Consider the following 17,852-nt stretch of genomic DNA (forward strand, 5'->3'; position numbering starts at 1 on the left):
GCCCCTACGATTTGCCCAGTTTCTCCAGATATTCCTCCCACTCCATCGGCAGCAGGCTCTGCTTTTTGCTGTTGCACTCCTTGCAGGCGGGAACGCAGTTGCCCCGGGTGCTGCGGCCGCCGCGCACCAGGGGCACGACGTGGTCCAGGGTCAGCTCCTTCGGCGGCACCTGGGTCTGGCAGTAATGGCAGCATCCGGCGGCGATGCGGTTCTTCCACCACTGGCTCTTGCGCAACTCGCGGGCCTTCTCCCGCTCGCGGCGCAGCTGCTCTTCAGGCACATCCAGAAAAAAATCCATATTGACAACCTCCTTCGGTTCGGCCCGCCATTGTAGCCCATCCCCGGGCCGGCAACAACCGGGACCAGCGTCCTTTGCTGCGGCCTGCTTGCAGAAAATCGTAATTTATGCCATTTATTAGAGCGCTTCGCCGGACATCAACGGCCCTCACAGCCCCTAAACCAGCGTGAACCCATAATGAAAATCCTGATCATCGGCGCCGGCCAGGTCGGTTACTTTCTCTGCGAGCGCCTCTCCCTGGAAGGTCACGAGGTCACCCTGCTGGACCGCAACCAGGAGCACCTGAGCCGCGCCCAGGACCGCCTCAACGTGCTCGGCATCCTCGGCAACGGCGCCAGCGCCGAAACCCTCGAGCAGGCCGGGATCAAGCAGACCGACATCTTCATCGCCGTCACCGATCTCGACGAGGTGAACATCCTCGCCTGCCTGCTGGCCCGCGAATACAACGTCACCACCCGGGTGGCCCGGGTCAAGAGCATCGAATACTCCAGCCGGGGAGCGGTGCTCTCCAAGGAGAAGCTGGGCATCGACCTGCTGATCAACCCCGACGACGCGGTGGCCGACGAGATCGTCAAGATCGCCTGCCGCAGCGGGGCCTTCGACGTCGCCGAATTCGTCGAGGGGCAGATCCAGTTCATCGGCTACCGCATCAACGAGACCAGCCCCCTGTGCGACCTGACCCTGCGCGAACTGGGGGAGATCCGCGGCATGTACCGCTTCGTGGTGACCGCCATCGGCCGCGGCGGGCGCACCATCATCCCCCGCGGCGATGATACGATCCAGGCCGGCGACAGCATCTTCATCCTCGCCCACAAGCAGGACCTGCCCGCCATCCAGTACATGCTCAAGCTCGAGGACGAGAAGAAAAAGCGCCGCCCGCGGGCCTTCATCCTCGGCGGCGGCCACATCGGCCTGCACATCGCCGCGGATCTGGAGAAGATGAGCTTCGACGTGCGCCTCATCGACCGCGACGAGGCGCGCTGCGAAAAACTCTCGGCCAAACTGAGCAAAACCATGGTGATCCACGCCGAGGGGACCGACGTCCGCACCCTGATCGACGAGGGGGTGGACGGCGCCGACATCTTCGTCGCGGTCACCGACAACGACGAGACCAACATCCTCTGCTCGCTGCTCGCCAAACAACAGGGAGCGCGGCGCATCCTCACCCTGGTCAACAAACCCGAACTGCTCAGCCTCGCCCCGAGCCTGGGCATCGACGCCTGCGTCTCGCCGCGCCTGGCGGCAGCCGGCACCATCCTCAAGTACGTGCGCCGCGGCGAGGTCATCTCCCTGGCCGCCATCGAGGGGAGCAACGCCGAGGTCATGGAGATCCAGGTCAAGCCCGACAGCGGCTGCATCGGCACTCCGCTGAAGAGTTTGAACTTCCCCCACGGAGCCATCATCGGCGCCATCGTCCACAAGGAGAGCTACGAGGTCCCTACCGGCGAAAGCCGCATGGTCGAAGGCGACCGGGTGGTGATCTTCGCCCTGCCCGAGGCGCTGCCCAAGATCGAAAGGTTCTTCGAGTAGCATGAACGCCCTGACCACCCTGCGGATCCTGGGCGCACTGCTGCTGTTTCTGGCCGCCGCCCTGCTGGTGCCGATCCCCTTCTCCCTGTACTACGGCGACGGCGCGGCCTGGGCTTTTCTGCTGGCGGCCGCGGTATCGGTCATCGTCGGCGCGGTGCTGTTCAAGACCTGCCGCAGCGTCAGGGACATTTCGGTGCGCGAAGGGTTCGCGGTGGTCACCTTCGGTTGGACCGTGTTCGCCCTGTTCGGTGCGCTCCCCTTTCTCTTTTCCGGGGCCATCCCCTCCTTTGTCGACGCCGTGTTCGAGACCATGAGCGGTTTCACCACCACCGGCTCGACCATCCTCACCCAGATCGAGGGCCTCCCCGAAAGCATCCTGCTGTGGCGGGCGCTGACCCACTGGCTGGGCGGGATGGGGATCATCGTACTGTCGCTGGCCATCCTGCCGATGCTCGGGGTCGGCGGCATGCAGCTGTTCAAGGCCGAAGTCCCCGGCCCCACTGCCGACCGCCTGAAGCCGCGCATCCAGGACACCGCCAAGCTGCTCTGGGGGGTCTACGTGCTGCTGACCGGCGCCGAAACCGCCCTGCTGATGGCCGGCGGCATGAGCTTCTTCGACGCCCTCTGCCACGCCTTCGCCACCCTGGCCACCGGCGGCTTCTCCACCAAGAACGCCTCGGTGGGCGCCTACGACAGCGCTTACATCGACTGGGTGATCACCCTGTTCATGTTTCTTGCCGGGGTCAACTTCTCCCTGCACTACCAGGCCCTGCGCGGGCGGCTGCGCGAGTACTGGCGCAACGAGGAGTTCGTCTTCTACCTGGCCATCACCCTGGGCGCCACGGTGGTGCTGGTCTGGCTCAACCAGGGGACGGTCTACCAGAGCCTGGCCGACAACCTGCGCTTCAGCGCCTTCCAGGCCTCCTCCATCCTCACCACCACCGGTTTCGGCACCGCCGATTACGAGGCTTGGCCGGTGCTCGCCCAGTACGTGCTGATCTTCCTCATGTTCATCGGCGGCTGCGCCGGCTCCACCGGCGGCGGCATGAAGGTGGCGCGCATCCTGCTGCTGTTCAAGCACGCCCACGTCCAGCTCTACCGGCTGATCCACCCCCGCGCGGTGCGCCTAGTCAAGCTCGGCGAGACCCCCGTCGACAAGGAGGTCATGCAGTCGATCCTCGGCTTCTTCGCCCTTTACATGGGGGTCTTCGTCACCGCCAGCTTCCTGATGGCCGCCCTCGGCATGGACCTGGTCTCGGCCGGCGCCTCGGTCATCGCCACCCTGAGCAACATCGGCCCCGGGTTAGGCTCGGTAGGTCCGGTGGACAACTTCGCCCACGTGCCTGCCCTGGGCAAGCTGGTGCTGACCTTCTGCATGCTGCTCGGCCGCCTCGAACTGTTCACCGTGCTGGTGCTGTTCTTCCCGACCTTCTGGCGCAAGTAGGGGCGAACCTATGTATTCGCCCTGGCAGGTTTAGACACGCCTCCTGGTAGGTAAGCAGGTCCCGGGCAGACACCCAAACCCAGGGCAGACACGCAGGTCTGCCCCTACGGTTGGCGGGCGGGCAGTGCGAATTGGGTGAAGGTATAATGGGGGATATGAACCGACTCCTGCCCCCTCTCGCGCTGGCGTTCGCCCTGCTGATCCTCGGCACCGCAGCGTTGGCCCCACAACCTGCCCTGGCCGCCATGGACCATCAGTTCGTCTTTTTTCCCGAAGCCCACCTGGTCGCCACCCCGGCCCTCTACGACCTGCCCTTCGAGGAGGTTTTCTACCCCACGGCCGACGGCGAAACGATCCACGGCTGGCTGGTCCCGGGTGACCCCGAAAGGCCGCTGGTGCTGTTCTGCCACGGCAACGCCGGCAACATCTCCCACCGGCTGGACAATCTTCGCCTGTTTCACCGCCTGCTCGGCCTTTCGGTGTTCATCTTCGACTACCGGGGTTACGGCAAAAGCAGCGGCAAGGCCAGCGAGGAGGGAACCTACGCCGACGCCCGCGGGGCCCTGGCCTGGCTGCAGCAGCGCGGCTGGCAGCCGCAGCGGATGATCTACTTCGGCCGCTCCCTCGGCGCCGGGGTCGCCGTGCAGCTCGCCCTGGAGCAGCCCCCGGGGGCGCTGGTGCTCGAGACCCCCTTCCCCTCCATCGCCGCCATGGGCTGGCGCCACAACCCCATCCTCTACCTGCTGCTCGGCTGGGCCCTCGACGCCCGCTACGACAGCTTCAACAAGCTGGCCAGAATCCACGTCCCCCTGTTGATGTTCCAGGGCGACCGCGACCACATCGTCCCCGAAAAAATGGCCCGCGGCCTGTTCGAGAGAGCCAATCAGCCCAAGACCTTCCACCTGATCCGCGGCGCCGGCCACAACGACACCTACGAGGCCGGCGGCGAGGCCTACTGGCAGCAGTGGCGGGAATTTCTCCAGCGGCATTTTCCCCCTCCCGAAAAACAGCAAGGGGAAGGCTGAGCGCCTTCCCCTTGTTGTCGGAGAGAAGAGAGAGTCTATGTGATGGGGGGATTACCCCTTTTTGACGAAGTTGGTCTGCTCGTTACAGGTGGGGCATTTCTTGGGCTTGCAGCGCCCTTCCTTCTCATGACCGCACTTTTCGCAATTCCAGGTAGCCATTGGCCAAGTCTCCTTTCGCGCTCGGGTTTAATTTAATACCAAATTGGTCCTTATTTTAGCGGAGCGGTTAGAGATGTCAACTCTTAAATGAACGAAATTATCTGTTGACGCCGAGGGAGACCACGGCCACTGTGTCGATAGATTTTTCGAAATCGGCCATCTGTGGTTGGCTGACCGCGCAACCTGAAAAAAAGAACACGCCCCCCGCAAAAAGAGATAACCACAGTTTCGACAGGTCATGCCCTCCCATTTTCACTCAAGTTGAAGGTGCGGAAGTTAAAACAGGGGGCAAACCATTTCATGGATTGCCCCCTGTTCAAGCCAAAGGTCAATTAAGCGAAGTGTTGCTGATCTGATTAATTATCGTCAGGTTCCGAGTGCTGCCATCCACTTCCAGGACATTCCACCAAAGACCTGAGCCCGTAGTGGGGATATCAAGTTCTTCAACTAGCCCAAGGTTGTCAAAGATGGACACCTTGGCCTGGGAGTTGACAATATCGGGGCTGCCGCTGAAGTTGTGAACGGAGTATTTGTAGGTCCCCGGGAAGAATTCCTTAACGGTTATGGTTTCGGGACCAAACCCTGAGGTATCGTCTACGTCCAGGCCCACGAACGGGGAAACCTCGGGATCCAGCTGGTTGCCGAAATAAATGTGATGCGAAAGCCCCTCGATCGAAGGCGTCACCATGTGGCTGTCCAGGTCCCTCGGTGATTCCCCCCAGGTAAGGACGAACCGCATGTCTCCCCGGTTGGTGATGGCCTCCCCCCCGACGCTTGAAGAACTGATGTTGTACATGTTGCCGTCCCACTGGCCGCCTGTGTTGCTGACCTCCAGGTAATACCATCCCGCCGTGGCGTTGGTGGCTCCCACCGCCTCGGTGTTGCCCGTACCGGTGGACTGGTCGATGAGGGTCTGGTCGGGCCCGTAGAGGTTGAGATCGATATTACCCTTGGCATTTAGGAAGCTAACCTCGACATTCAGACTGTCACCGGGGTTCAGGTAATAACGGTAGAAGTCAGGGTTCTGCTGGTAGACAACCAGATTGTTTTCCGAGGTTGTGCGGAGGGTCTTGGCCGCCGCCAACGAGTTATTGTCTTCGTATTGGTCATCCCAACTCAAGGGGAGAATCTTGATATCGACGTCATACAGGAAATCGTTGCCTACCGAATCCCAATTTTCAATGACCACCCATATCTCGGTATTTTCGGTGATGTTGTCCCCGTAGAGGGATGCTGAGCTAACACTTGCCAATTCATTCAAAAGCATCCCGATTATGGCAGATGAGCTTTCGTTGATAACCATCCCAAAAGCCGACCATCCGTCGGTAGGAAAGGGAATGCCGGCAGTTATATAGTTCAGGGCAAGGGAGATGGTGGCGCTTTTTCCACTGTAATAGGCCGACATGTAATCTGCCAATTCACCAACGGTTGAGCGAAACACCCCATAGCCCGGGGAAACACTGGCAGCGTTGGTGATGTGGTACCTGTTCATCTGGTAGACATCGGTGATGTAATCAAGTTCGGCCAAGGTAATGGATACCACGGTAATTAAAAGCAGCGTACCGGTCAGCAGCACCTGAGGCTGCACCCGATAGGGGGCTCCGCCGGTTGACTGAACCGAAGCCGTGGTCGGGGATGTGGGGTCGCCCTGGTACATGGTCGGCGCCCATTGTCCGGAGGGATCGGAGGTCACCACCTTGAGCATCCCCTGATGCGCCATCCACTGGACATTGATGTTGGGCAGAACCTGGCCGGTAACTTCATCGACGACCTTCACCGTGATGTCATCGCGAAGCTGAGTGCTTGAAATCACCGCTGTGCCATCACTTTCGGTCGGAGAGACCCCAGCTTCGCCAACATAGTTGGAAAGGGTCATGGCTCCGCCATCTGCCATTCCATCTCCGGGAAGAGTGAAGGGTTCGTTGTTCCCAAGCTCATTCGAGGTTGCTGGTTGGTCGTGTCCTCCACCTCCTCCCGAGCATCCAACAAGCGGAAGCACGCTGAATGAAACAAAAAAGTAGAGAACGGTAACGGAAATCCAGCGCAAGCAACCCTTTTTTTTCATCATTTTCATTTTCCACCTCCATTTTTTGGGCCAAATGGCCTTAATGACATCCCAATTGCGGCGGCACTCTTTGCACTCCTAAGCGCAAACTTTCAGTCTTGAATGGTCCAATTGTTTATTAGTTGCCGTAATTGTCCTAATTGCTCTGAGGTTGCTCATATCGAAGAAGGTATTGAGACTCCGCATAACCCTATGGAAATGAAACACAAATAACAATCCGTACATACCCTGATTTTTCACCGGGAAAACCCTGAAAATCACCTGGCCGCGCCCCTCCCCCCCCCAACGCTTTTCACAGATCGATCAGGCCTTCCCGGATCGCGAATTTTATCAAGTCGGCGATACTGTTCAGGTTCAGCTTTTTCATGATGCTGGCACGGTGGGTTTCGATGGTTTTGGGGGCCAGGTGGAGTTCGTCGGCAATGTCCTTGCTGGTTTTTCCCTCGGCAACCAGGTGAAGAATCTCCTTTTCCCTGGCGCTGAGCAGATCCAGTCCGGCCACCGATTCCGCAGGCGTATGGTTCAGGTAGTCATCCACCACCAGGTCGGTGACGCTGGGGCTCAGGTACATTTTCCCCGCCATGACCACCTGGATCGCATGCACCAGCTCGGAAAAAGCACACTCCTTGGAGACGTACCCCCGCGCCCCGGCACGGAACATCTCCATCACCCGTCTGCCGTCCGAAACCACCGAAAGCCCGATGACCCGCACCTTGGGGTTCTCCTGCACGATCTGCCTGGTGGCTTCGATGCCGTTGAGGGCCGGAATCATGATATCCATGATAATGACATCGGGGCTCAGATCTCTGGCCAGTTTGACGGCAGTACGGCCGTTGTTGGCCACGGCAAGGATCTTCATTTCTGTCTGGGAATCGAAGAAATGACGCATGCAGTCATGGAACACTTCATGATCTTCCACGTACAAAATGCCTATGCTCAAGGGCGCCAGTTCTCCCGCCTAATAAACAACCCGACCAACTTCCCACCGACCACGGGCTTTCTTGTCAGTTTTTTACCATCGACCCAGAATCCACCCCAAGGTCCACACGGAGCATCCTGGAGCAACTGAGCTGGATTCGGTCGGTTGCCTCATTCACGTCCAACTCGTCCAGCGAACCGGTAAGGACAACCTGGCCTCCCGCCTGAATGCAGTAGGCCACGAAACGAGCCAGAAACTCGAAGGCTTCCCGTTGGTTGTCGAGAACCTCGATGCCGTCAATAAGTACCGCCCAGACTCCGGAGGGAGGTTCATTGAGGAGCGCTTGTTTCCACACCTTGAGCAACTCACCGCCGGGCTCGAAAAAGGCAGCGGCAGGCAGAGGGAAGATTCTGGCAGTTGGGTGGCACCTGCGAAGCTCGCGATGAAAATAGTGCAGCAATCGGGTTTTTCCGCTGCCTTTCGGTCCCTGAATCAACAGCGGGTTGCCGATCCGGGCCGGCTTGAGGGCAACAACCTGAACGGCTGCGAAGGCCGGAAGATTCGCCGGGGAACTGAGTAGCTGTTCAAGAAGCTGAGAGCAAAAAGGATGAATTTCCCGTTCTTCAGTCATAGTGAACATTGTCCCACCATTGCCAAAGGCATCCGATTTCAGGGTGGCGGGCTGGCGCCCAGCCTCGGCCTGTTCGGCTCCGAGATTTAATGATGGGAATATACGATTTGCCTGCTCACAAATTTCTTACAGCCGATGCCATGCAATATTATTTTTACCCAATAAAAAAAACGGCCGCCCCGGGGATTCCGGGACGGCCTGGCTGGAAAAGGGCAGAATGCGAGGTTGGATGCTGCCTACAACAGCCGCCAGGTCAGGCTCAGCCCGACCATGTGGATCTCGGTTCGATAGGTGCCGTTGGCCGCGCCCCCTTCGGCGGCCCCGACGGCATTGTCCTTGTCGCGGTCCCGGTATTTCTGGAAGGCATAGCCCAGCTGCACCCGGTAGCGCTCCCGGTCCAGATCGACTCCGACGGACACCATCTGGGATTTCGCGGTGGGGATGGAGGGGTCGAAGGTCCGGTCCGGCGCGGGGGTGCCGTCGTAGAGATAGCCTGCCAGCAGCCCCAGGTCCTCGGACAGCTGGTAGCGCCCACCCAGGTGGTAGCCGAACACGTCCTTCCAGTCCCGTTCGGTGGTCGTGGACAGCCCGGAATCGAGGTCGATCCGCAGCCGCTCGAAGTCCGACCAATCCTCCCAGCGGGCCCCGACTTCCACCAGCAGCCGGGGTACCCCCTTGAATGCCAGCCCGGCCTGGGCCTGGCGGGGCAGGGTGATGCGGGTTTCGCCGTCGGTGTTCTGCAGCATGGCGCTGATGACGGGCGGCGTACCGGCAGGCAGCGAAAAGCGGGCCTCACCTTCGATATCGATGTCGATCTCGCTGCGGTAGTGCAGCCCCAACGCCAGGCTCTCCCCCAGATCAAGCAGCAGGCCGAGGTTGTAGCCGAGCCCTTCGCCGTCGCCGCGAAACCTCTGCTCCCCATCGGGCAGGGGCGAGAGCGCGAGCTTTTTCTTCAAGGTGGCGTCGAGCAGCAGCAGGTCGACCCCGCCGGCCAGAGAGAGCCCGGGCAGGGCCTGCCAGCAAACAACGGGGTTGATGTTGAAGGTGGTCAGCTCCGAGCTGGTGGCGATGTACCGGCCTTCCCAGTCCTCGTCCCAGCGGGTACCGAGCCCGAAGGGGGAGAAAACCCCCAGGCCCGCCGAGAGCCGGGGGTTGAAGCGATGGGTGACATACAGGGTGCTGGGAAAATGATTGTCCCCTTCCCCCTCGAAGGTGCTCCCCGAAAGGTCGCTTTCGAACTTGCGCGAGGCATGGATCAGCGTGGTGCCGGCCTGGAACTGGGTCCCGGGCAGCTTGCCGATCAGGGCCGGATTGAAGAATATGGCCGAGGGGTCGTCGAGGTGGGCGACAACCGCATTGCCCTGGGCCAAAGCCCCGGCGCCCTGGGTATAGACCGCGTAGCCGGAGCCGAAGGCTGAGGTCCCCCAAAGGACCAGCGGGAGCAAAAAGGTGATGATTCGGCAAACGTTGCCCGGAAACTGCATTGACCAGTTCATGAAAAAAGCGACCCTCCAGTTGTATTAAATAAAAAAAGAAGGCCGGGATGATTCCACCCCGGCGCGAATGCACCCGACAAAACCGCTCAGGGGGCCGGCGCCCAGAGGGACTCCAGCGCCTGGCCGATCTCCGCGGGAGAATATTCCTCCCGCTCCAATTGCTCGCGGTAGGCCTTGAGGACCTTGCCGGCCTCCACGGGGTTGCCCGCCTGGGTGTACAGCCCGTAGAGAAGCTGCACCAGCGAATGGTTGGTGGGGTCGAGCTTCAGGGCGGCGCTGGCCACCTCGATGGCCTCGGAGACGAGGCCGGCTCCCGCCCGCAGCCGCGCCCAAAGGCCGACGACCTTGAAGTACAGCCCCTCCAGTTCGGCACGCAGCCGGTCCACCGACTCGTCCACCGCCAGCCCGCCCAGGTAGGGTCCTCTCCAGAGCTCCACCGCAAGGTCCAGAGCGATGGCGCCCTGCCAGGGCGCTTCTCGCTGGGCATGGCGCAGCCCGCCCCTGGCGGCGGCCACGAATGCTTCGGCATCGACCCGGCAGTTTTCCAGGCAGAGAATTCCCTTCTGCAGGCTGAGATAATGCTTCACCGGGACGGGATGGAGCAGGGGCTCGAGGGTCTTGCGCAGGCGTGAAAGCAGCGTATCGAAGGTGGAGCGGGATTTTTCCGCGGAGCTGTCCGGCCACAACAGCAACTGCAGCTGTTCCTGGGCGATGCGCCGGCCGGGCGCGGAAATCACCAACGCCAGCAGCTGGCGCTGGGCCGGGCTGAGGTCGGTCTCCCGGACCCGGGTCTCGCCCCCCAGGGCCAGGTTCAGCCCCCCGAAGGCGCGAATCTCCAGTAACGGAATGCAGCCCCCGTCGTTGAGCAGGGCGGTATCGAGGCGCTCTGCGGCCAAGTCCCTGGCGAACTCGGCCTCGATCCCCGAGCGCGCGGCCTCCTGCAGCAGCGCCTGCATCACCTCGGGAATCCAGCCGAAAAAATAGACATAGCCGTTTTTCTTCATGAGCGCCAGGCCGCGGGCCAGGTCCTCGCGGGCAGGCCCGGTCTCCCCGAGTTGCATCCGCAGGTAGGCCCGGTGCAGCAGGGCGCCACTCAGCAGATGCTCATCCGCGTAGGCCTGGGCGACCTCGCAGGCCCGCTCAAGCATGGCATGTGCTTCGTCAGGGCGCTGCAGGCGGGTGAAGGCCGCGCCCAGGACCATCTGGTTGAGGGCGTCGAAGCGCCCGGGGCCAACCTCGATACGCAATCGCCGGGATAGCTCCGAGGCCCGCAGCGCGCCCTCGCCGTCACCGTCCCAGGCGCGGGCCAGGGCCTCGAAATGCAGAAACTGACTGCGGTGATGAGGGCTTGCGCCGACACCCTCGAGGGCGAGCCCATCTTCGGCGAGCCTCCTTAACTGCTGCAGATCCCCCTGGGCCAGGGCGAGGTAGGCATCGTAGATGAGCAGGAAGGGCGTTGCGACGCTCTGGGCCACCAGGCTTTTTTCAAGGGCCCCCCGCAGCAGCACCTTGGCCCGGCGGTAAGAGCGGAAATCGCCTTCCAGAATCAGCCAGCTGGCCTGGGTCATGGAGGTGGTCAACTTGGCCTGGGCGCTTACCCGGGGGTTGAGCAGATAGGGGAGGGCCTGCTCGATCTCTTCGCGCAGGGCGCGCCAATTGCCGACGAAGGCATGCCGATAGCAGCGGATCGCCCGGGTGGTGGCGGTGTGGTTGTCCAGCCCCAATCGCTCGGAGAGTTCCAGGGCCAGCCGCGAGTAGGTGTCGGTCCTGCCCATGTCGTAGTCGAAAAAGCAGTGGCCGCCGGCAATGGCCTGGGCGATGCGGATCTGCCCCGGAGCGTCCAGCCGGTCGCGGTAACGCGCGAACAGCTCCTCGAGCCGCCCCAGGTAGGGCCGGCCGAGATTGTGCCGGGCATCGATCGACACATGGTAGTGCATCAGCTGCGCCAGGGCGAGCATCTCACCCAAGTCATCGCCCTGATCGGCGAAGCACTCCCGGGCCCGGTCCAGGTGCGGCAGGGCAGCCATGGGATCATGGTCCATGCAGATCACGCCGGCATAGAAGGAAAGCCAGGCATGCCGGAACACCACCTGCTCGGGAATCTGCTGGAGAAACCCCTTGAGGGTGATGACCCGGTTGACCGCCATCAGCGCCATGCCGGTTCGCCGCAGGATGGCCTCGGCCAGGGAGAAGTCTCCGGCCGGCAGAACGTATCGCAGCGCCTTGACCGGATCCCCCTGGTCGAGGTAGTGGCGGCCCGCAAGCAACAGGGCGCCGCTGAGCTCTTCGCCGGAGAGCTCCGCCGCCGCCTGTTCCTGGAGAAATTCCCTGAACAACGCGTGGAAGCCCAGGACCCGGTTTCCCTCGTCCAGCCCGCGCAGGAAGAAATTGCGGCGGCGCAGGGTTTCCAGGACCTCCTCGACATCCGGAACCTCCGCCAGCTCCCGCGCCAGCGACAGGGGGATCTCATCGAGCAGAGCGAGCTTATAAAGGGTGCGCCGCAGATGGCCCGGGACCCTGGAGAAAATCTCGGTCTTGAAAAACTCCAGGATCCCCCCCCGTTTGAGCAGTGAGCGGGGCGGATGCGCCGGGATCGTCGTGTAGTGGAAGACCGTTCCCTGGAAGCCGTGTCCCGCCAGGATCAGGCCGGCGATCCACCCCTCGGTGGCGGCATGCAGGTCCTGGACTTCCTGTGGGGACAGGGGAATCCGAAAAATCTCGTTGAACAGGCTGGCGATTTCCGTTTTATCCAGGGCCAGGTCGCTGTTGCCGATCATCGCGCCCCGGCCTCCGTCGACCAGCGGTTCCCAGCCATCGGGGATTTTTTCCCGGGAAAGAATGATCAGCCGCAGGGCTCGGGGGGACAGTTCGGCCAGAGACTGGAGGAAGCAGAGGCTGAAAGAGGCCTGGCCAAGCAGGTGGAGGTCGTCGAAAACCAGGGACAATTCCCCGCTCAGGCTGCCGGCCAGGTCCTTGGCCAGAACCCGGGCCAGGGTCGGGGCCTCGGCGGCCGAGGCTTCGCCTGCGGCCAGCATCTGCTCCAGCAGCGGCGAGCTGAACTCCGGAAGCTTTTCCATCAGCCCGGCCAGCAGGGCGGCGGCCAGAAACACGGGGTCTTGGTCTTCGGGACCCAACTGGTACCAGACATAGGGAGCGGTGGATTCGGACAGGTATTGCATGGCCAGGGTCGATTTACCCTGGCCCGCCTGTCCTTCGACATAAATCAGCTTGGGGGAGGTTGAACCAGCCTTGAGGCGGGTATTCAGCAGGTGTTGGCGAACCAGGCAGGCCCCGGTGGCGTAGCCGGGAGGGTAGAACTTGTTCTTGGGGATTCGGGCACGAATGCGATCGAACCAATGTTCCATCTTGTTCCCTCTTCGCGATTCATCAAATACCGGCCGCGCCGGATTCGTTCAAAGACCAGAAAGCCTTCGGAGCGGATAAGGTTTGCCGATCCGTTGGGGGTTAGTCATTTATTACACTGATCTGGCCACTTGAGTCAATTTTAATCTGACAGAAAGGGCATTTTTCCTCCTCTTTCCCTGCACCGGTTCCGGCAGGGGAAAACCGGAAGCAAAGAACGCATCGAGAGGCGGGAATGGATTGCAAAGGTTCGTGCAGGAGAGGGACGGGGTAAAGCCCCGGTGGTGGGCCGCCGGAAAACAAAAGGGGCTGCACCGGCGAACGCCGGGCAGCCCCTTGGAATGTCGGCTTCTCGAATTCAGTATTTCCTGGCCTCGATGACCTCCTCGACCCACTGGCTGGCGGCGATCATGGCGGGAAAACCGACAGTAGTCAGGGCCAGCAGGATCGTGTGGCGAACCTCATCGGCCGTGGCGCCTTCCTCCAGGGCCCTTCGGGCGTGGGATTTAACCGCTCCTTCGGACTGCTGGCCGATGGCGATGCCCAACTTGACCAGGCGTCTGGTCGCCTCGGGAAGCGGACCGGCATTGTGGCAGGCCAGGGCCAGTTTTTCATAGGCCTTGGCCAGTTCCGGGTGTTGGTCGACAAAACGCTTGTAGGGCGAAGGCAGATAGGACATGGGCGGCTCCTTGGTGGTAGAGGGATTTTCACTCTGCAAGGATAACCCAGGCTCCCCGGCCGTCAAGGGCGTCGGTCAGCCCCCCTTGACGCGAAACCCCTTGCCCTCGAACAAGGCCCGCAGCGTCTCGCGCTGGTCGCCCTGGATCTCCAGTTCGCCGTCCTTGAGCGTCCCGCCGGCCCCGCAGCGCGCCTTGAGCTCCTTGAGCAGCGCCTTGAGCTGCGCCTCGCTCATCACCAACCCCGCGGCGACGGTTACCGGTTTGCCGCGCCTTTTCTCCAGGCGCAGCCTGGCCAGCTGTTTGTGGGCCGGCAGCGATTCCGCCGGCGCCTGGGGACAGCGGCAGTCGGTTTCGGGACGCCCGCACCCGGAGCATTCCCGGGTGACTCCCCAGCCCCTGCCGCCGGTCAGCTTGATCGATTTTTCGGCCATCTGAATTTTTTCCGGGTTGATTTCTGAATGCTGAATCCTGAAAACCGCCGGCCGAAAAGTCCTTTCCGGCCGGCAGCGCCTTACAGCATCAGGAACCCGAGTTGGCGGCCGGTCACCCCGCCGTCGCGGCGGTGAGAGAAAAACAGCTCGCGGTGACAGCAGGTGCACTCCTCGGCCGCCTCGATGCGGGCCGGGTCGAGCCCGGCATCCTGAAGCTGGAGCAAGACGCTCTTGCGCAGGTCGAGGTTCCATTTGCCGAGCGCCACCTCCTTGGCGATCCTCTCCCAGTGACCGGTCCCCTTGCGGAAACCGTCGCGCACCGGGCGATCGACCTCGTACTTGTGGGCGCCGATGCCGGGGCCGACGGCTGCATGGACCTGTTCCGGACGGCTGCCGAAGTTGTTCCCCATGGCCTCGACGGTCTTGCCGAGGATGCCGCTGGCGGCCCCCCGCCAGCCGACGTGCACCACGGCGGCGGCACGGTTGACCGGGTCGAACAGCATCACCGGATAGCAGTCGGCGGTCAGGACGCCGATCATGATCCCCGGCTGATTGGTGACCACCGCGTCGCACTCGACGTTGAGAAAATGGGACAGGTCCGGGTTGGGTTCATCGATCAGCAGGATATCGTTGCCGTGCACCTGCTTGACGGTCAGCAGCAGGTGGGGCTGCAGGTCGAAGGCCCGGGCCAGCGACGAGCGGTTGCCCTCGACGTTGTGGCGGGGGTCCTCGGTATTGTAGCCGAGGTTGAGCGAGTTGTAGGGGGGGCGGCTCACCCCGCCGTTGCGGGTGGTGAAACCGGCATGAATCGAAGCCCCCGGGGCCCAGGAGGGCTGCAGGTAGCTGATCTTGCCCTGGCGTGCGATTTTCATGGAAAACTCCGTTTTCAGAATAAAAGGTGCGAGGACAACGAAAAACGAAAAAGCCAAAATCCCGGGGGATCAGGCTTTGCCTTTATCCTGGCCTCGTTCCTCGCGCCTATTCTTTATACTTTTCGTTGAGATAGTCAAGGATTTCGGCCAAATCGGCCGGGAGGGAGCTTTCGAACTCCATGTAGCTGCCGGTGGCTGGATGCACGAAGCCCAGCAGGCGGGCATGCAGGGCCTGACGCTCAAGGCGCAGCACGAGCTTGCGCAGCTGGGGGTCGCGAAGAGCGTTGGCCCGGCTGCTGTTGCCGTAAATCGGGTCGCCGACGATCGGCAGGTTCATCTCCGAGAGATGGACCCGGATCTGGTGGGTGCGGCCGGTCTCCAGGGACAGCTCCACCAGGGTGAGCCCGTCGCCGTCGAAACGCCGCAGCACTTTCCAGTGGGTCACCGCCCGCCGGCCGACCCGCCCCCGGGTGCTCATCTTCTTGCGGTCGCTGGGGTGGCGGCCGATGGCCTTGTCCACCGTCCCCCGCTCCTGCTGCAGCTGCCCGTGCACCAGCGCCACGTAGCGCCGGGAGATGGAGTGCACCTTGAACTGCCTGGCGAGGGCATTGTGGGTGGCATCGTCCTTGGTGGCCACCATGACCCCCGAGGTGTCCTTGTCGAGACGGTGGACGATGCCGGGGCGCAGCTCACCGCCGACCCCGGAGAGGTCGCGGCAATGGTGCAGCAGGGCATTGACCAGGGTTCCTCCCCGGTGGCCCGCCGCGGGATGCACGACCATCCCGGCGGCCTTGTCCACCACCACCAGGTGCGGGTCTTCGTAGAGGATGGTCAGGGGCAGCTGCTCCGGCAGCGCCTCGGCGGGCGCGGACTCGGGGATGGCGACCTCCAGGACCTCGCCCCCCTTGAGCTTGAGGCCGGCCTTGACCGGGCTGCCGGACAAAAGAACCCGCCCCTCGTCGATAAGCTTCTTCAACTGGGAGCGGGTCAGTTCGGGCAGGCAGTCGGCAAGATAACGATCAAGCCGCTCGGCAGGGCGGCCCCGTTCAAAACAAAACCGGTAGGATTGCCCCATTTACCAGATGGAACTTTCTATTTTGCCGGCCTGTTTGATCATCACGTCGACGATGGCCCGGTCATAAAGGTGGTCGCGATTGGCCATTTCGGCGGCGGTGCGACTGTGGAAATGTTCGCGCCCCTCCTCCAGTTCCTCGGCAAGCAGGTCAAAGATGTTGTCGTTCTTTATCCCTTCCTTGACCTTTTCCTGGTTGTAAAGGGCGATGTCCGAGACGATGGCCCGCGCCAGTCGAAAGGCGAGCTCCGGGTTATCAACAAGCCTGGCCATGTTTCCTCCCATGTCCTGGTGTAACTGCTTGGTCAATCAACGGTTGCAATCGGCGGTTTCGCTGTTCAGGGTGCCGCGAAGGCCAGGTACAGGGTGGTCTCTGCGCGCCTGACCAGCAGCACCACGTTTTTCGCATCCCGCGCCTCCTGGACGGCCCGATCGAAGGATGCCAAATCCTTGACTTCCCGGCGATTGACCGACAGGATCAGATCGCCGGGCTGGACACCGGCCGCGGCAGCCGGGGACGCTTCGTCCACCGCTTCGACCAGCACCCCTTCATTCCCTTCGGCGGGGGCCACGCTCAGGCCGAAAACCTCTCCCTGGGGCGCAGCGCCGGCCTCCAGAGCGGCTTCCTGAGCCTGCTGCGCCGCCAGGGCGACCTGCAGGTTCAGCCGCTTGCCGTCCCGCAGCACCTCGAGGGAAACCTGTTCCCCTGCCGGGGTCCCGGCAACCTGCTGCTGCAAATCCCGTACCCCGCGGATCTTCCTGCCGTTGAAACCCAGCAGAATATCTCCCCGGCGCACCCCCGCCCGCTCGGCCGGGGTGTCGGGCAGGACCTGGTTGACCAGGGCCCCGGTGACCTGGTCCAGGCCGAAGGACTCGGCCAGTTCCTGGTTGAGCGGCTGAATGCTCACCCCAAGCCAGCCCCGGGTCACCTCCCCTTTTTCGATGAGCTGGTCGGCGATGGCCTTGGCCATGTTGATCGGGATGGCGAAGCCGATCCCCTGCCCGGAAGCGACGATGGCGGTGTTGATCCCCACCACCTCGCCATAGATGTTGAGCAGCGGCCCCCCCGAGTTGCCCGGGTTGATGGAGGCGTCGGTCTGAATGAAGTTTTCGTAGTCCTCGATGCCGATCTCCGTGCGCCCGGTGGCGGAGATGACGCCGACAGTAAGCGTACGGTCCAGGCCGAAGGGATTGCCGATAGCCAGCGCCCACTGCCCCACCTGCAGCGCTTCGGAGTCGCCCAGCACGGCGGCGGTCAATTTCTCGCGGGTTTCGATTTTCAGCACGGCCACGTCGGTGCGCGGGTCGATCCCCACCACCTGGCCGTCATAGACCCGCTGGTCGGAGAGCTTGACCTTGATCTGCTCGGCCCCCTTGACCACGTGTTCGTTGGTCAGGATGTAGCCATCCGCGCTGATCAGGAACCCGGAGCCGAGGCTGTGCTCCTTGCGCTGGGCCTGGGGGAGGTCGCCGAACAGATCGCCGAAAAAGTTCTCGAACAGCGGCCCCAGTTCGCCTGCAGAGCGCATCCGCTCGGCGCTGATGTTGACCACCGAGGGGGTGACTTTCTGTGACACTTCGATAAAGGCGGCCTGGGTGGAGAGCAGCTCGGGGGCCGGTTTTTCCACCGGAGGCTTGACCTTGGCGTCGCGCACCGAGGTGGGGACCCGCGCCTCGCGCTGCTCCCGGCACCCCGGCAGCCCCGCCAGAAACAGCAGGGCCGCAAGCAGGGCAACTGCGCCGATTGCCGAACGTTTCATGAGCATATCCTTTCGTACCGCAAGCCTGGGAAGATTAGCGAAGAAAGGGATTTATGTCAATTCTTCGCCCCTTCCCCCGGATCAGGGCCCGAATCCCGAAACTGGCG

At 62.4% G+C, this 17,852-nt stretch carries 16 protein-coding genes; 3 read left to right on the top strand and 13 right to left on the bottom strand.

Annotated elements, in window-relative coordinates:
• Window positions 1–4: 4 nt before the first annotated feature.
• Window positions 5–298 carry an HNH endonuclease gene (locus tag DESUT3_RS17670; protein ID WP_221249800.1) on the bottom strand — a complete coding sequence of 98 codons (294 nt, stop codon included), beginning with the start codon at window positions 296–298 and terminating at the stop codon, window positions 5–7.
• Window positions 299–475: 177 nt separating this feature from the next.
• On the opposite strand from DESUT3_RS17670, the gene trkA reads away from it, so the two are divergent.
• The 3 genes from trkA to DESUT3_RS17685 all read left to right on the top strand — a co-directional run bounded on the left by trkA (window position 476) and on the right by DESUT3_RS17685 (window position 4,297).
• Complete coding sequence (gene trkA / locus DESUT3_RS17675) at window positions 476–1,828, top strand: Trk system potassium transporter TrkA (protein WP_221249801.1); 1,353 nt, start codon at window positions 476–478, stop codon at window positions 1,826–1,828.
• A gap of 1 nt (window position 1,829) precedes the next feature.
• Window positions 1,830–3,272, top strand: coding sequence for a TrkH family potassium uptake protein (locus DESUT3_RS17680; RefSeq protein WP_221249802.1), 1,443 nt, complete (start codon window positions 1,830–1,832; stop codon window positions 3,270–3,272).
• A gap of 155 nt (window positions 3,273–3,427) precedes the next feature.
• On the top strand, window positions 3,428–4,297 hold the full coding sequence (locus tag DESUT3_RS17685; protein ID WP_221249803.1) for an alpha/beta hydrolase: 870 nt from the start codon (window positions 3,428–3,430) through the stop codon (window positions 4,295–4,297).
• A gap of 51 nt (window positions 4,298–4,348) precedes the next feature.
• Here DESUT3_RS17685 and DESUT3_RS17690 read toward each other — a convergent pair whose 3' ends face one another.
• From DESUT3_RS17690 to DESUT3_RS17745, 12 genes are all read right to left on the bottom strand, one after another.
• Window positions 4,349–4,456 (bottom strand): RCKP-type rubredoxin-like domain-containing protein, encoded by a 108-nt coding sequence (locus DESUT3_RS17690; protein WP_221249804.1) that lies wholly within the window; start codon window positions 4,454–4,456, stop codon window positions 4,349–4,351.
• A gap of 328 nt (window positions 4,457–4,784) precedes the next feature.
• Entirely contained in the window at window positions 4,785–6,530 is a 1,746-nt protein-coding gene (locus DESUT3_RS17695; RefSeq protein WP_221249805.1) for a pre-peptidase C-terminal domain-containing protein, read from the bottom strand.
• A gap of 283 nt (window positions 6,531–6,813) precedes the next feature.
• Window positions 6,814–7,461, bottom strand: a complete 648-nt coding sequence (locus DESUT3_RS17700) for a response regulator (RefSeq protein WP_221249806.1) — start codon at window positions 7,459–7,461, stop codon at window positions 6,814–6,816.
• Window positions 7,462–7,525: 64 nt separating this feature from the next.
• Complete coding sequence (locus tag DESUT3_RS17705; protein WP_221249807.1) at window positions 7,526–8,080, bottom strand: DnaA ATPase domain-containing protein; 555 nt, start codon at window positions 8,078–8,080, stop codon at window positions 7,526–7,528.
• Window positions 8,081–8,307: 227 nt separating this feature from the next.
• The gene (locus tag DESUT3_RS17710) at window positions 8,308–9,567 is read right to left on the bottom strand and encodes an OmpP1/FadL family transporter (protein ID WP_221249808.1); all 1,260 of its coding nucleotides are present in this window, start codon (window positions 9,565–9,567) and stop codon (window positions 8,308–8,310) included.
• Between the two features lie 86 nt (window positions 9,568–9,653).
• Window positions 9,654–12,932, bottom strand: coding sequence for a BTAD domain-containing putative transcriptional regulator (locus DESUT3_RS17715; RefSeq protein WP_221249809.1), 3,279 nt, complete (start codon window positions 12,930–12,932; stop codon window positions 9,654–9,656).
• Window positions 12,933–13,288: 356 nt separating this feature from the next.
• A complete protein-coding gene (locus DESUT3_RS17720; protein ID WP_221249810.1) occupies window positions 13,289–13,609 on the bottom strand; it encodes a carboxymuconolactone decarboxylase family protein in 321 nt (106 codons plus the stop codon).
• A 75-nt stretch (window positions 13,610–13,684) separates the two neighbouring features.
• Window positions 13,685–14,041 carry a translation initiation factor gene (locus DESUT3_RS17725; RefSeq protein ID WP_221249811.1) on the bottom strand — a complete coding sequence of 119 codons (357 nt, stop codon included), beginning with the start codon at window positions 14,039–14,041 and terminating at the stop codon, window positions 13,685–13,687.
• A gap of 80 nt (window positions 14,042–14,121) precedes the next feature.
• A complete protein-coding gene (gene pgeF, locus DESUT3_RS17730; protein ID WP_221249812.1) occupies window positions 14,122–14,913 on the bottom strand; it encodes a peptidoglycan editing factor PgeF in 792 nt (263 codons plus the stop codon).
• Between the two features lie 106 nt (window positions 14,914–15,019).
• The gene (locus DESUT3_RS17735) at window positions 15,020–15,988 is read right to left on the bottom strand and encodes an RluA family pseudouridine synthase (RefSeq protein WP_221249813.1); all 969 of its coding nucleotides are present in this window, start codon (window positions 15,986–15,988) and stop codon (window positions 15,020–15,022) included.
• On the bottom strand, window positions 15,989–16,258 hold the full coding sequence (locus DESUT3_RS17740; RefSeq protein ID WP_221249814.1) for a hypothetical protein: 270 nt from the start codon (window positions 16,256–16,258) through the stop codon (window positions 15,989–15,991). It abuts the gene before it with no gap.
• 65 nt (window positions 16,259–16,323) lie between these two features.
• The gene (locus DESUT3_RS17745) at window positions 16,324–17,745 is read right to left on the bottom strand and encodes a DegQ family serine endoprotease (protein WP_221249815.1); all 1,422 of its coding nucleotides are present in this window, start codon (window positions 17,743–17,745) and stop codon (window positions 16,324–16,326) included.
• Window positions 17,746–17,852: the final 107 nt, after the last annotated feature.

Origin of the sequence: Desulfuromonas versatilis (genome assembly GCF_019704135.1) — a bacterium.
Taxonomy (GTDB): domain Bacteria; phylum Desulfobacterota; class Desulfuromonadia; order Desulfuromonadales; family NIT-T3; genus Desulfuromonas_A; species Desulfuromonas_A versatilis.